The sequence below is a fragment of the Marivivens donghaensis genome (genome assembly GCF_030410045.1).
Classification (GTDB): Bacteria; Pseudomonadota; Alphaproteobacteria; order Rhodobacterales; family Rhodobacteraceae; genus Marivivens; species Marivivens donghaensis.
In genome coordinates, this window is sequence record NZ_JAUFRA010000004.1 from 1 (window position 1) to 14,812 (window position 14,812).

Genomic DNA, 14,812 nt, shown 5'->3' on the forward strand with positions numbered 1-14,812 from the left:
GACCAAGATGTGCCGTATTGTGATGAACTACGGATTAGCCTATGTAATGAAATCAGAGTGTTAGCAGATTTGTTGTGCCTGTAACGGGAATAGAACACAAAGTCTAACCGTGTGGGGGCACCACTTCTTTCCCAAATGTCCAACTATTCTGCGCCTGACACGTGGTCCACTGCCGCAATCCGTCAGAATGTAAACGTCGCTTCGCAGCCTTGGTCCGATCCAGATCGTGGCGAGGTGATGGAAAACTCTGCGGTGCTGCGTTCTGCGATGATGTGGACGATAGAGAGGCCGAGGCCGGTGCCGTCGCCTGCGCCGCCGCCACGAATGAACCGTTGTGACAAGCGGGCAAGTTTTTCGGCATCGACGACAGGGCAATCGTTGGCGACGGTGAGGCGGTGATCTGCGTCGAGGGTGACGGAAATCTCGGTGCCTTCTGTCCGATAGCGCAGCGCGTTTTCGATCAGGTTCCGCACCACAATGCCCAGCGCATCAGGGTCGAGGTCGGTCAAAACCGCAGTGTCGGGCAGGCTGACCTGAACGGCCAGTTCAGGCTCGGTCCGTTTGAAGTCATCCACGATCATGCCGATGACGAGGGCCGCATCCATCGACTCTTCAACGCGGAGCTTTGCTCCTTCTGCGCGGGCCATTTGCATCAGCTTTTCGGCGTAGCGGTTCAGGCGTTTAAGCGTGGTTTCAATCTCTTTGGCCCGTGCGACGGCGACAGTGTCTTTGCTTTCCGCCTGCAGACGTTGCGCTTGTGCAATGGCGCCCGCGACAGGGGTGCGCAATTCGTGGGCGGCATTGGCGGCAAAGTCACGTTCAGCGGCAAAGCCTGCGTTGAGGCGCTCCATCATGCGGTTCGTGCCGTCGACCATCGGTTTCAATTCACGCGGTAGATCGGCGATGTCGACGGGGGTGAGGTTTGCAGGGCCGCGCGTCTCAATCTCTTTGCGCAAGAGGCCAAGCGGGACGAGCCCGCGCCGAACGGCATAATATATAGCCACGAGCGTGAGCGGCACGACAATGAGGAGCGGCAGCAAAAACGCCGTAATCGCAGTGTGTAGGATTTCTTCGCGCGCATCCAAGGGACGGGCCACAGCAATCACAGCGCCGCGTCGTTCGGGGGCCACGTAGAACCGATAGCCGTCCCCATCCGAAAACCCTGTGCGGGTCGGAAAATCGATCGCCTTCGCACCCTCAGAGCGCAGGAGTAGGCCACTGCGGCCGCGGATAATCTGAAACTCCACGTCATCTGAATGATCCAGTCGCCCTAGATCGCGGGGGCGGTCGTCTTCGTGGTCGTCAAAATGTTCATACAAAACGATGGGCAGAATGCGGTCGGCTGCGGTGCGCAGGTCGCGGTCAAAGCCCTCGTTCACCTCGTGATACATTTGCTGGACGGTCACGATGGCCGCGCCGATCCATAAAACGGTGACCATGAGGCTGACCCAGAGGCCGATCCGCGCGACAAGAGAAAGAGGACGTTTGATCATTATGGTTGCCCCAAACGGTAGCCAAGACCACGTTCGGTCAGGATCACCTCTTTGCCGATCTTTTTGCGCAGATGGCTGATGTGGACCTCAATAGTATTCGGCCCAACGCTGGTGTCGAAATTCGATAGAACCTCTTCGATCTGGCCCTTGCCGACAACTTGGTTCGGACGCTGGAGGATCGCCTCAAAAATCGCCCATTCGCGGTTGGTGAGCGCAACTTTGACGCCCGATTTTAGAACTGTCCGCCCCGCGATATCGATGTCCAGATCGCCATGGGTGATGAGTGGGTTCGGGTTGCCTGCATAGCGGCGCGACACAGATCCGATGCGGGCCGAGAGTTCGCTGAGGTCAAAGGGTTTGACCAGATAATCATCCGCACCAGACTGTAGCCCCGCGATGCGGTCAGAGACCTGATCCAAGGCGGTGATAATAATGACGGGCGTTGCATCGCCACGGGACCGCAGGGATTTCAGGAATGGAATGCCGCGCCCATCTGGCAGCAGCAAATCCAACAGGATCAGGTCGAACGGGAAGGCCATAACCGCCGACTGCGCCTCGTCCAAGGTCGTCACGCGATCCACGCTATGCCCATCGGCCATGATTTGATCGGCCACCGCCGGGCCGAGCACCAAATCATCCTCCACCAGCAAAACGCGCATGTCGCACTCCGTTCATTGTCTAGGGATTACACTCTCTTGTGAACCTGAAGACAAGCTGAAGACGGTTTTCAGAAACCTTCAGTTTGGCTTCAGGTTTGGTGGCGATAAGGCAATCGATAACTGGGCAAAGCGCCCACTCTGACGGAGAATACAGATGAAATTTTTGACCCCCGCTCTTGTCGCGACAACCGCCCTTGTTGCCCCGTCATTTGCCTCTGCAGCGCAGGTGACATTGACCACACATATGCGCAACTACGGCGGCGAAGATGCCTACCTCGGCTATTACCTCACCGATGCGAGCGGCCAATATGTGCGTCACCTCTGGATAGCCTCGGGCAAGTCGCGGTGGTGGGATCACCTGAGCGGTTGGTATGCAGGCACAGGTGGATCGAGCCGCGAAATCGCTGGTCTGTCGGGCGCAAGCCTCGGATCTGGTCGGACGCGCGAGATTACGGTCGATGTCGAAGACGCATTGATCAACGCAGGCTATCAAATCCGCGTCGATGTGGCCGTTGAGCATATGCCCAACAGCCCCGCTGAAATCATTGTGCCTCTGGATGACGCGAACAAAGGTCAAACCGTTGCAGGTCGCGGATACATCGCCACCTTCACCTTTGATATGTGAGGTCACCGCATGTTCCGCGCTTTCCACCGTTGGGCAGGTGTCTCTGCCTCTCTCTTGCTGGTGATTGTGGCCCTGACGGGCGCGATCCTGTCGATCTTTCCTGTGTTCTCCGCTGACCGCACAGTGGCGCGGTTGAATGCAGGGGATTTGGTCGTCGCCGTTCAGCAAGCCATTCCAGGTGCGGAACAAATTGTCGTTGATGACAACGGTGTCATGTCCGCCGTGTCGTTCGGGGCGAACGGGTTAGAGCAAACCCTCATCGACCCTGCGACCGGCGCGGCAATGGGCGCAGTGCAGAGTAGCCAATTAGAGCTTTGGTTCGAAAACCTGCACCGCGCGCTGTTTCTCTCGGACATAGGCCATGTGGTTGTCCTGATCGTCACCCTTGCCATGGTGATCCTGTCGATCTCTGGTTACTTCCTCGCGGCCCGTCGCATGGGCGGCTGGCGCAAACTCTTTGCCCGTGATCGTGGCGAAGGGGCGGGCGGTCTGCACCTGAAAATCGCACGGATCGCGGGGATCGGTTTGCTGATCTCGTCGATCTCTGGCGTGTGGATGGGGGCCTCGACGCTCGGCCTGATCCCTGAAACCTCGCCCTATCCTGAGTGGCCCTCTGCGATCAGCACAGAGGCCGCGCTGCCCGCCGATCAACTGGCAGCCCTCACCGCGATAGACGGCGATACCATCCGCCAAATCACCATCCCCCGCGCAGGTATTCCAGGCCAAGCCTATATGATCGAGACAGACGCGGGGGCGGGCTATGTCGATCCCGCAACGGGCGAGATGCTAACATGGGATCAACGCTCGCTCTGGTCCAAAGTTATGGACGTCATGCACCTGCTGCACACAGGGCAGGGCGCGTCGATCCTCGGGTTGGTGCTGGGCCTCATGTCCTTGGCGGTTCCTGTTCTGACGGGTTCTGGCCTCTTGGTCTGGATCGCAGGGCGGAGCCGTGGTCCAAAGCTGCACAACACGGACGCAGCTCATGCCGATGTGGTTCTTTTGATCGGCTCTGAGACTGGCACAACTGGGCGGTTTGCACGTGCGGCGGCGCTCTGGCTGCAAGGGCAGGGGCAAACGACGCATATCGCCGATATGAACGACTTCGCGCCCGAGACATACGCAGCGGCCAAATCGATCATCCTTTGTGCTGCGACCTATGGCGAAGGGGACGCGCCCCATTCCGCATCCGATTTTTGCGAGGCTATCGCAACGGCACGCCCATTGTTGACCCCGATTTCCATCGTTGGTTTCGGGGACTCGTCTTACCCAGAGTTCTGCGGCTATGCCCGCAAAGTTGCCCAAACGCTGCGCGAGCGTGGCTGGTCTGTGCCGTCGGACATTCACACCGTTGACCGTCAATCGGTTCAGGATTTCGCAGCTTGGGGCCGTGATTATGCGGCGGCATTCGGTCTGCCCGAACCCGACCTTGCCACTATGGTTGATCCGCAGCCGACGACCGATCTGACGCTGATCTCTAAACGCACCTACGGCGAAGAGGACCAAGCCCCGATGGCCGTCCTGCGCTTTGCCCTGCCGAAACGGTCTGTCCTTGATCGTCTAATGCGACGTGGTTTTGCGGGGTTCGAGGCGGGGGATCTGTTGAACATCCTGCCTCATGGCGACCCAAGCCCACGGTCCTATTCGCTGGCCTCTGCCTCCAAGGACGGCTTTGTCGAAATCTGTGTCCGCAAGGCGCCGGGTGGTCTGTGCTCTGGGCAACTCTATGCGCTAGAGGTGTGTGAGACGGTCAATGCTTATGTCTCGACCAACGCGGCCTTCCACGCGCCAAAAGGGGACGCGCCCTTGGTGCTGATCGGTGCGGGTGCTGGTGTCGGGGCTTTGGCGGGCTTTATTCGGGCGAACGCGTCCCACCGTCCTGTTCATATGTATTTCGGTGTCCGCAGCCGCCGTGGTGGCTATGCCTATGACGACGATTTTGCGGCATGGGAATCGGACGGGCGGCTGTCCTCTCTGACCTTGGCGCTGTCGCGTGGTGCCCAACCCCGCTACGTGCAGAACGCGGTCGCGGATGACGCTGTGCGCATTGCTGACCTGATCAATACCGGTGCGCAGATTTTGATCTGTGGTGGACGGGATATGGGTGACGGCGTCAAAGTGGCGCTCGACGATATCCTCACCCCTCTGGGCCTCAGTGTTGATGCGCTCAAGGCCGAAGGACGGTATGCTGCTGATGTGTTCTGAGCGCTGTCACAACCTCTCGGGTGAAACGATGGGCACGGCCCGCTGGCATGCGCAATTCTGGCTGCCCGAGGGCGCGGACCCATCCCCTTATCAATCAGCGTTCCAAAAGGCGGTGGACACCGTGGATGCCCAGATGTCCCTCTGGAAACCGCAAAGCGACCTTTGCCGTCTGAACGCCGCAGCTGTTGGGGAATGGGTGACTGTGCCCGCTGCGCTCTTTACGGTTCTGGATCAGGCGCTGACCATCGGGCGGCTGTCGGGCGGGGCCTTTGATATTGCCGTTGGTCGCGCGGTCCAGGCGTGGGGGTTCGGCCCTAAACCTACCGATGCGGACCACTTGACCCAGATGATCGGCGACACATCGCATATCACGGCCCATGACGCAGTTGAACTGGATGCAGAGGGCCTTCGGGTGCGCAAAAACCATCCCGTGCAATTGGACCTTAACGGCATTGCCAAAGGATACGGCACCGACTGCCTCATCGACACGGCCCGCCGTTTGGGCGTGACATCCATCTGCGCGGGGATCGACGGCGACCTGCGCGCCATCGGCACCAAACCTGACGGTGGGTTCTGGCCCATCGCGGTTGAAGCCCCCGACTACGACCGCCGCGCAATCCATTCCGTTGTCGAAGTAACCGACGTCGCCGTTGCCACCTCTGGCGACTATCGGCACTGGATTACGGTCGGGGACAAACGGCTGTCGCACACTATCAACCCTCGTCAGGGCATCCCCCTGACCGATGGTCCTGCCTCTGTCACCGTTTTGGATGAAACCTGCATGGCTGCAGATGCTTGGGCGACGGCGTTAATGGTGATGGGCAAGGAGGCGGGAACGCACTTTGCACGGGCGAACGGCATTAAGGCGATGTACCTCGAACGCACCTGAGTCGGGTCGAACCCCCGAGGTCGGGTTCTCCCTCTAGTTTCTTGCACGAACGTGTAGGTTGATACCGCATTTGCGTGCAGCGCTACCCCATGCGCACGCATGGAGTGATCACGTTAAGGGTGTATATCAAAAGTGTTCCTACCTCTTAACTAATCCTGCTCATGTTCGCATTTTACGTAATCCCCCTCGCGTTTGTTTCTGTTTTCCTTCCTAGTGACGCGAACATGAGCAGTGGTTTAGAGGTGCTACACCCATACACGATCAGCGCAGATACTGGCGTCGCGCAGGATCCCGATTTCCCCTCCGTTGCGTTCGAATTCTGATCGGCGCTTGTCCCTTTGGTGTCTCTGCGGTCTACTGACCAAAAGACCGGAGCGTAGACATGGCCGACCTAGAAACCCGTATTGCCCAAGGGCGTGGTGATGCACCCGCCGATATCGTCCTGCGTGGGGGCGAGGTTTTGTGCGTCGTCACAGGGGCACGGATTTCTGGGGATGTCGCGATTTGCGGCGATATCATCGTTGGGATCGGTGCGGATTACGAGGGCAAAGAGGTCATCGACGTGTCTGGCCTCACCTTGGTGCCGGGGTTCATTGATACACACCTCCATATCGAAAGCAGCCTTGTCACGCCGTTCGAATTCGACCGCTGTGTTGCGCCGCGCGGGGTGACGACCGCGATCTGTGATCCCCATGAGATCGCCAATGTCATCGGGCTAGAGGGCATCCGTTATTTTCAGGCGGCGTCAGAGCGCACTGTCATGGATATCAAAGTCCAACTGTCGTCCTGCGTGCCGTCCTCGCATATGGAAACGGCAGGGGCGCGGCTCTTGGCCGAGGATATTGCGCAAGTGATGGGGCATCCGTCGAACATTGGGCTGGCGGAGTTCATGAATTACCCCGGCGTGATTTACCGTGACCCTGACTGCATGGACAAAATCCGCCTGTTCGAGGGTGGCCATATCGACGGCCATTGCCCGCAACTGTCGGGCAAGGACCTCAACGCTTATGTTGCCGCAGGCATCCGCACCGAACACGAGGCCACCACCGCCGAAGAGGCGATTGAGAAGCTGCAAAAAGGCATGCGCGTGCTGATCCGCGAAGGGTCGGTGTCTAAGGATATGATCGCGCTGCAACCCGTTCTGACCGATATCACTTCGGCTTATATGTGCCTCTGCACGGATGATCGAAACCCTCTGGATATCGATGAATACGGGCATCTCGATTACATGATCCGTAGTCTGATCGCACGGGGTAGCCCGATCACGGCTGTTTACCGCGCGGCGTCTTTGTCTGCGGCTGAGGCCTTTGGCCTCAAGGACCGTGGTCAGATCGCGCCGGGGAAACGGGCGGATATCGTTGCGATTGGCGATCTCTCAGCTTGCGATGCGCAATTGGTGCTTTGTGGTGGCAAGGTCGTGAACGACGCTGCCTTTGCTGCACGGGATATCATCCCGCCCGTAGGCCGCAATTCGGTCAAGGCCCCGACCGTCACGCCCGATCATTTCCGTCACGGTGGCAACAACCCCGAGACGCCCGTCATTGGTATCCTTGAGGGAAAGATCATCACCGAATTCCTGCACGAGGACATTCCCAGCACCGATGGCGATAAACGCCCTGACATCACCCGCGATCTGATCCGCATCGCGGTGATCGAACGGCACGGGGTCAACGGCAATTCTGCGACTGGCTTTGTCAAAGGGTTCGGGCTGAAGTCCGGAGCAATCGCATCGACCGTTTGTCACGACCACCACAACATCGCGGTCGTTGGCGCGGATTACGACGATATGGCGCTTGCCGCGAACCGCTTGGGCCAGATCGAAGGTGGTTTCGTGGTGGTTCAGGATGGCAAAATCCTCGCCGAGCTTGCGCTACCTGTTGCGGGTCTCATGAGCCTTCTGTCTTTCGAAGAGGTCCGCGATCAGCTGATCCCTCTGCGGGCCGCTGCGCATTCACTGGGCGTCACGCTCGAAGAGCCGTTCTTGCAGCTGGCCTTCCTCGCTCTGCCTGTGATCCCCGCATTGAAAATCACCGACCGCGGTATGGTCGATGTTCATAAGTTCGAACTGATTTCCTAACTGCCTATTTTTTCACCGAAACGCCCCGAAACGGGCAATTCGTGGACTGTATGCCCATGGATTAAGCGCCCCGCACGGCGTCGTCTTTTCCCTGTCGCGGGCCTCTGTCTAGCTACCCGAGCAAGTGGGGAACGGGATGCTGGACGCAACACATCAGGTCAAATTGCAACGCGCCAAAGGGCGGGTGGTGGCGGGGTTTTGTGGCCCCGACAATCGTCTGCGCGATCTGCATCAATCTGGTAGCCTAAAGGCGCTTCTGCCACGCAATCATGCGCCCGTGCCCGATGTGGTTTTGGTCAATACGGCGGGCGGTTTGACGGGCGGGGATGACTACCGCATCGACATTCACGCCCATGACGGTGCCTCTGCCACGGTCGCCACGCAAACGGCAGAGCGGGTTTATAAAGCCTCCCAAGGGGTGGCGCGGATGGATGTCCACCTGAAGGCCAAAGGGGGCGCGACGGTCCATTGGATGCCGCAAGAAACCATCCTATTTGACCAAAGCGCGATTGCCCGCACGATCACCGCTGATCTTGATGCGGATAGCCGTTTGTTGATCGTCGAACCCGTGATCTTTGGCCGTAAGGCGATGGGCGAAACGCTGCAAACCGTGTCCTTTAGCGACCAGTGGCGCATCCGCGTTGATGGTCGTTTGATCCACGCCGAGGCCACCCGCATCACTGGCGATTTCATACAGTATCAGGGGATTGGCTGCCTCAACGGCGCCCGCACCACGGCGACCATCCTCTATGTTGGCCCCGATGCGATGGACCGTCTGGATGAGGCCCGCGCGCTGGACGTTCCCGCCACGGCTTGGGGTGGGAAACTCGTCGTGCGGTTGATGCATGACGACGCCCGCGCAATGCGCCGCCAACTGACCGAATTTCTACGCAATTTCCGCGGCTGCGATCTGCCCCGCGTTTGGACAATGTAAGGAGGCACGATGAACCTCACCCCTCGTGAAAAAGATAAACTTCTGGTCGCAATGGCTGCCATCGTTGCCCGCAAGCGGCTGGAGCGTGGCGTCAAACTGAACCACCCCGAGGCTATCGCCCTGATCACCGATTTCGTGGTTGAAGGCGCACGGGATGGTCGTTCGGTCGCGGATCTGATGGAGGCGGGCGCTCATGTCGTCACCCGCCAGATGTGCATGGATGGCATCGCCGAGATGATCCACGACGTTCAGGTCGAAGCGACCTTCCCCGACGGGACCAAGCTCGTCACCGTTCACCACCCCATTCGATAAGAGGCGCCCATGATCCCCGGAGAAATCATGCCCAAAGCGGGCGATATCGAACTGAACGCAGGTGCGCCTGTGACCACGCTTTTGGTGGCGAACACGGGCGACCGTCCTGTGCAGGTTGGCAGCCATTACCACTTTGCCGAAACCAATCCCGCCCTGTCCTTTGACCGCGAGGCCGCACGCGGTCTGCGTCTCGACATTGCCGCAGGAACCGCCGTGCGGTTTGAACCGGGTCAAGAACGCGAAGTGTCCCTGATCCCCTTGTCGGGCGACCGTCGGGTCTACGGCTTTAACCAACACGTGATGGGAGACCTCTGATGCCTGCAAAAATCTCTCGTGCGACCTATGCTGATATGTTTGGCCCGACCGTTGGGGACCGTGTGCGGCTTGCTGATACGGACCTAATTATTGAGGTCGAACACGATCACACCATCTATGGCGAAGAGGTCAAATTCGGCGGCGGTAAGGTGATCCGCGATGGTATGGGGCAATCCCAGCGCACCCGCGATCAGGGTGCCGTTGACACCGTCATTACCAACGCGCTGATCGTGGACCATTCGGGGATTTATAAGGCAGACGTCGGCCTGAAAAACGGACGTATTCATGCGATCGGTAAGGCGGGCAACCCTGACACGCAGCCCGGCGTGAATATCATCATCGGCCCCGCGACCGAAGCCATTGCGGGCGAGGGGCGCATCCTCACCGCTGGCGGGATTGACAGCCACATCCACTTTATCGCGCCGCAACAGTTCGACGATGCGCTGCATTCAGGCGTCACGACGATGATCGGCGGCGGCTCTGGTCCTGCGCATGGCACACTGGCGACGACTTGCACGGGCACATGGCACATCGGCCAGATGATGCGGAGCTTTGACGGCTTGGCGATGAACACGGGCATTGCGGGCAAAGGCAACGTCTCGCTCCCTGATCCGATACGCGAAATGGTGCGGGCAGGGGCGTCCTGCCTAAAACTGCACGAGGATTGGGGCACCACACCCGCCGCTATCGACTGCTGCCTGAGTGTCGCGGACGAGATGGACGTTCAGGTGATGATCCACACCGATACGCTCAATGAATCGGGCTTTGTCGAAAACACCGTTGCCGCGATGAAGGGTCGGACCATCCACGCATTCCACACCGAGGGCGCAGGCGGCGGGCACGCGCCTGATATCATCCGCGTGTGTGGCGAACCGAACGTGATCCCGTCCTCCACCAACCCGACGCGCCCCTATACGGTCAACACGCTCGAAGAGCACCTCGACATGCTGATGGTTTGTCACCACCTCGACCAGTCGATCCCAGAGGACGTTGCCTTTGCCGAAAGCCGCATCCGTAAGGAAACCATCGCGGCAGAGGATATCCTCCACGACATGGGCGCGTTTTCGATCATCGCGTCCGACAGTCAGGCGATGGGGCGTGTGGGTGAGGTTCTCATCCGTACATGGCAGACCGCCGACAAAATGCGCAAACAGCGCGGGCGGTTGGCCGAAGAAACAGGCGACAACGACAATACCCGCGTCAAACGCTACATTGCGAAATACACGATCAACCCCGCGATTGCCCATGGCATGTCCCGTCACATCGGCAGCATTGAGGTCGGAAAACGCGCAGACCTCGTGCTCTGGAGCCCTGCGTTCTTTGGCGTGAAGCCAGAGATGGTTCTACTGGGCGGCACCATCGCGGTTGCGCAAATGGGCGACCCAAATGCGTCGATCCCGACACCGCAGCCCGTCTACACCCGCCCGATGTTCGGCAGCTTTGGCGGTGGTCTGACCGCTGGCAGCGTGACCTTTGTCTCTAAGGCCGCTTATGAGGCAGGCGTGGGCGATGGCCTCGGTAAAGAGGTGATCGCGGTCGAGAATTGCCGCAACATCGGCAAGGCCGACATGGTCCACAACGCGCTGATGCCAAAGGTCGAGGTTGATCCTGAGACGTATGAGGTCCGCGCGAACGGCGAACTTCTGACCTGTGAACCCGCGAGCGAACTGCCGATGGCGCAGCGCTATTTCTTGTTCTGAGGTGTCCATGCTGACCGAACTCACCCTATCCGCCCGAGAGGTCCGCCGTGGTCCGAACCCGCCCGCAAGTCTGAGCATCACGCTGACTTATGAGGATCGGTTCCTCCGCCGTAAACGGCTGATCACGGATCAGGGGCAGGCGGTTCTGTTGGATTTGGCAGAGACGACCTCGCTTGATCATGGGGACATGCTGATGCTCGAAGATGGGCGCGGGGTGGCGATTTTCGCAGCACCCGAGGCGCTGATCGAAGTGACGGGCAACGACCTCACCCGCATCGCATGGCACATCGGCAATCGTCATACGCCCTGCCAGATCGCAGAGGGTCGCCTTTTGATCCGCGAGGACCACGTGATGGCCGATATGCTCATGCGCCTTGGGGCCAACGTCCGCCGCGTCACCGAACCCTTCACCCCCGAAGGCGGCGCCTATGGTCACGGGAGGACGCATGGCCACGCCCACTGACCTATTGACCCTCTCGCAATGGTTTGGCGCGAATTTCCCCACAGGGGCATTCGCCTATTCCCACGGGCTCGAGGCGATGGCGGAAAGCGGCGCGGTCACGGACGCAACAACATTCGCCGCGTGGCTGCGGGACGTGTTGGAACGCGGTGCTGGGCGGCAAGACGCGATCCTGTTGTCTTTGGCCTATCGCGGGGAGGCGGGGCAGGTGGCGGAACTGGCACTGGCGCTGAGTGCGACCGCAGAACGGCATCTGGAAACCACTGCGCAGGGACGGGCCTTTGGTGCGGTCGTGGCGGATGTCTGGGGCGGGGCGGCAACCGCATGGCCCTTACCCGTGGTTGCTGGCGCTGCGGCCCAACGCGAAGGCCTGCCGTTGTTTGAAACCCTGACCTTTGCCTTGCAATCCTTTGCGGGCAACCTTTGCACCATAGCGGCCCGTTGCGTCCCCATCGGCCAGACCGAAGCGCAATCTGTCCTGCGCTCCATCGCTCCAATCATAGAGGCCATCGCCCGCGACGCGCTCACTGCGACCGAGGATGACATCGGCAGTGCTGCGATGGCCTCTGACCTCGCAGCGATTGCCCACGAAACCCAAAGAACAAGGATTTACCGTACATGACCTCTCCTCATGGCCCATTGCGCGTTGGTATCGGCGGACCTGTTGGCGCTGGAAAAACCACTCTGATCAAGGAGTTGTGCAAACAGCTGGCAAACCGCTGTTCGATGGCGGTGATCACCAATGACATCTACACCCGCGAGGACGCAGAGGCGCTGATGCGGGCGCAGGTTCTCCCCCTTGACCGTATTCGCGGGGTTGAGACGGGCGGTTGTCCGCACACTGCTATCCGCGAGGATGCCTCGATCAACCTCGCCGCCGTGGCTGAATTGAACGAAGCCTTCCCTGACCTCGACCTAATCCTGATCGAGAGCGGCGGCGATAACCTTTCGGCCACGTTCAGTCCTGAGCTTGCCGATCTGACGATCTATGTGATCGACACGGCGGCGGGTGATGACATTCCGCGCAAGGGCGGGCCTGCGCTGACGAAATCGGACCTCCTCGTGATCAACAAACGCGACCTTGCGCCCTATGTGGGCGCCGATACCGATCGCATGAACCGCGACGCGACCGAGCACCGAAAGGGTAAACCGTTCCTCTTTGCCGAATTGCGCAACGGGATCGGACCAGAGGAAATCGCAGAGTTCATCATCCGCGAGGGCGGGATCAGTTTGCGGGATGCGGTGGCCTAGCCCATTGATCCCAAAGACGGCTCAGGCTATCGACGGGGCATGACGCCAGACGATATCATCCCGCTCTTCACCCGTGCCGATGGCAGCTTTCTCTGCGCCCGTTGGGGGCGCCCGATTGTGCCTGTCATTTTCGGCGTCGAAGAAGAAACCCTCTCTGTCCTGAAGGGCGCGATTGAGGTCGTTGTCGCGATGTCCGGTCACAAAATGGCCGAGACGGACCCAGAATTGGGCGCGAACCTGATGATCTTTTTCTGCCGTGAGTGGGCAGAGATTTCGGGCGTGCCGAACCTTGAAAAGTTGGTCGATGGGCTGGACGGGATTGTTGCGCGCCTAGAGGCGTCGAACGCCAACCAGTTCCGCACGTTCAAATTCGATAGCACGGGCGCGATTTCGGCCTGCGTGGTGTTCATTCGTATGGACGCGCAAATGGCCAAACTACCTGCCGAGGATATCGCGCTGGCGCAGGCCGCGCAGATGCTGCTGACATGGGGTGACGGGGCCTTTGCCACGAAATCGCCGCTGGCGCTGGCCAATGGCGTGACCGTTTTGCGCCCTGACATCGCTGCGGTGATCGCGGCCGCCTATCATCCGGTCCTGCCTGTCTGCGACCGTGATCCCAGCCACGCCTACCGCCTTGCCGCCAGAACGGAGCTGTCATGACCCACCGTTTTACCTGCCGCGTTTACTACGAAGACACCGACCTCGCGGGGATCGTCTATTACGCGAACTACCTGCGGTTCATTGAACGCGCGCGGAGCGAATGGGTCCGTGGGCTTGGCATCGATCAGGCGAGGATGAAAGACGAGGATGGGATCGTCTTTGCCGTGCGTCGCGTTGAGGCTGATTACTTGCATCCGGCGAAATTCGACGACGAACTGACCATCGAAACCACCGTCGAACATATGGGCGGGGCGAGCATGGTTCTGCGTCAGATTGTGACCCGAACGACCGACCCCAAAGCCGCCCCATTGTTCACGGCACTTGTAACACTTGTCGCGATTGGGCGGAACGGAACTGCAGTGCGATTGCCCGCAATCCTGCGGCGTCCGCTGCATTAAATCATATCTTTCCGTGGGTTGTGATCGCTGACCCCTGCCGTCCGCGTATTTCCGCCTGATACAAAGCCGTGATCGGCGGACCCTTGGCAGAATACCCGCATATGCTGTAAAGAGTTATGCAAATCGCGGAACGAACCGCGGCGGCAAACGAGCAGGCAGATGGAAGCAGCAACCGACTACACGATGTGGGCGTTATTCGCCCGCGCGACAATTCTTGTTAAACTCGTCATGATCATGCTGATAATGGCATCGGTCTGGTGTTGGGCGGTGATCGTGGACAAAATCGTCCAATATCGCAAAGCACGCGCTGAGGCTGCCGTCTTTGACCGTTCGTTCTGGTCGGGTGAGCCGCTGAACGATCTGTTCGACCAAATTGGCACCAATCCCCAAGGCCCGAGCCAGCGCATTTTCGTCGCGGGTATGCTCGAATGGCAGCGTAGCTTGCGTGGGGACGGTGGGTTCATCGCCAACGCACATGCGCGGATTGACCGATCCATGGATGTTGCCATCGCCAAAGAAGCCGCCGCCTTGCAAAAGGGGCTTCCGGTTCTCGCAACTGTGGGGTCTACCGCGCCGTTCGTCGGTCTCTTTGGGACCGTTTGGGGGATCATGAACTCCTTCATCGAAATCGCTGAGGCGCAGACAACGAACCTTGCTGTTGTGGCCCCTGGTATTTCCGAGGCGCTTTTGGCGACAGGTCTGGGCCTTCTGGCCGCGATCCCTGCGGTTATCTTTTATAACAAACTGTCCAACGACAGTGACCACGTCATCGCAGGCTACGAGGCCTTTGCCGACGAATTCTCGACCATCCTTGGTCGTCAGCTGGATAGCTGA

16 protein-coding genes are annotated in these 14,812 nt (G+C 59.5%); 14 read left to right on the forward strand and 2 right to left on the reverse strand.

The features are described 5' to 3' along the window. Positions 1–182: 182 nt before the first annotated feature. Both QWY83_RS03480 and QWY83_RS03485 read right to left on the reverse strand, forming a co-directional pair. On the reverse strand, positions 183–1,493 hold the full coding sequence (locus QWY83_RS03480; RefSeq protein WP_249946556.1) for an ATP-binding protein: 1,311 nt from the start codon (positions 1,491–1,493) through the stop codon (positions 183–185). Beyond that, entirely contained in the window at positions 1,493–2,152 is a 660-nt protein-coding gene (locus QWY83_RS03485) for a response regulator (protein WP_105235566.1), read from the reverse strand. The genes QWY83_RS03480 and QWY83_RS03485 overlap by 1 nt, the downstream gene beginning before the upstream one ends. Before the next feature lie 154 nt (positions 2,153–2,306). On the opposite strand from QWY83_RS03485, the gene QWY83_RS03490 reads away from it, so the two are divergent. The 14 genes from QWY83_RS03490 to tolQ all read left to right on the forward strand — a co-directional run bounded on the left by QWY83_RS03490 (position 2,307) and on the right by tolQ (position 14,812). Continuing rightward, positions 2,307–2,777: a DUF2271 domain-containing protein gene (locus QWY83_RS03490; RefSeq protein ID WP_105235565.1), complete on the forward strand. Its 471-nt coding sequence runs from the start codon at positions 2,307–2,309 to the stop codon at positions 2,775–2,777. A 9-nt stretch (positions 2,778–2,786) separates the two neighbouring features. Next, positions 2,787–4,982, forward strand: coding sequence for a PepSY domain-containing protein (locus QWY83_RS03495; protein WP_249946555.1), 2,196 nt, complete (start codon positions 2,787–2,789; stop codon positions 4,980–4,982). Then, positions 4,939–5,871 (forward strand): FAD:protein FMN transferase, encoded by a 933-nt coding sequence (locus QWY83_RS03500; protein WP_249946554.1) that lies wholly within the window; start codon positions 4,939–4,941, stop codon positions 5,869–5,871. The genes QWY83_RS03495 and QWY83_RS03500 overlap by 44 nt, the downstream gene beginning before the upstream one ends. 382 nt (positions 5,872–6,253) lie before the next feature. Next, positions 6,254–7,948 (forward strand): adenine deaminase, encoded by a 1,695-nt coding sequence (gene ade / locus QWY83_RS03505; RefSeq protein ID WP_249946553.1) that lies wholly within the window; start codon positions 6,254–6,256, stop codon positions 7,946–7,948. A gap of 136 nt (positions 7,949–8,084) precedes the next feature. Continuing rightward, entirely contained in the window at positions 8,085–8,882 is a 798-nt protein-coding gene (locus QWY83_RS03510; RefSeq protein ID WP_249946552.1) for an urease accessory protein UreD, read from the forward strand. A 9-nt stretch (positions 8,883–8,891) separates the two neighbouring features. After that, the gene (locus QWY83_RS03515; protein WP_249946551.1) at positions 8,892–9,194 is read left to right on the forward strand and encodes an urease subunit gamma; all 303 of its coding nucleotides are present in this window, start codon (positions 8,892–8,894) and stop codon (positions 9,192–9,194) included. 9 nt (positions 9,195–9,203) lie between these two features. Then, entirely contained in the window at positions 9,204–9,509 is a 306-nt protein-coding gene (locus QWY83_RS03520; RefSeq protein ID WP_249946550.1) for an urease subunit beta, read from the forward strand. Beyond that, positions 9,509–11,209, forward strand: a complete 1,701-nt coding sequence (gene ureC / locus QWY83_RS03525; protein WP_249946549.1) for an urease subunit alpha — start codon at positions 9,509–9,511, stop codon at positions 11,207–11,209. The genes QWY83_RS03520 and ureC overlap by 1 nt, the downstream gene beginning before the upstream one ends. A 7-nt stretch (positions 11,210–11,216) precedes the next feature. After that, positions 11,217–11,672 (forward strand): urease accessory protein UreE, encoded by a 456-nt coding sequence (locus QWY83_RS03530; protein WP_249946548.1) that lies wholly within the window; start codon positions 11,217–11,219, stop codon positions 11,670–11,672. Then, on the forward strand, positions 11,656–12,291 hold the full coding sequence (locus tag QWY83_RS03535) for an urease accessory protein UreF (protein WP_249946547.1): 636 nt from the start codon (positions 11,656–11,658) through the stop codon (positions 12,289–12,291). Before QWY83_RS03530 ends, QWY83_RS03535 begins: the two co-directional genes overlap by 17 nt. Further along, positions 12,288–12,920, forward strand: coding sequence for an urease accessory protein UreG (gene ureG, locus QWY83_RS03540; RefSeq protein ID WP_249946546.1), 633 nt, complete (start codon positions 12,288–12,290; stop codon positions 12,918–12,920). The genes QWY83_RS03535 and ureG overlap by 4 nt, the downstream gene beginning before the upstream one ends. A 39-nt stretch (positions 12,921–12,959) precedes the next feature. Next, positions 12,960–13,580, forward strand: coding sequence for a hypothetical protein (locus tag QWY83_RS03545; RefSeq protein WP_249946545.1), 621 nt, complete (start codon positions 12,960–12,962; stop codon positions 13,578–13,580). Continuing rightward, complete coding sequence (ybgC, locus tag QWY83_RS03550; RefSeq protein WP_249946544.1) at positions 13,577–13,978, forward strand: tol-pal system-associated acyl-CoA thioesterase; 402 nt, start codon at positions 13,577–13,579, stop codon at positions 13,976–13,978. Before QWY83_RS03545 ends, ybgC begins: the two co-directional genes overlap by 4 nt. A 159-nt stretch (positions 13,979–14,137) precedes the next feature. Then, positions 14,138–14,812, forward strand: coding sequence for a protein TolQ (gene tolQ, locus QWY83_RS03555; protein WP_211096399.1), 675 nt, complete (start codon positions 14,138–14,140; stop codon positions 14,810–14,812).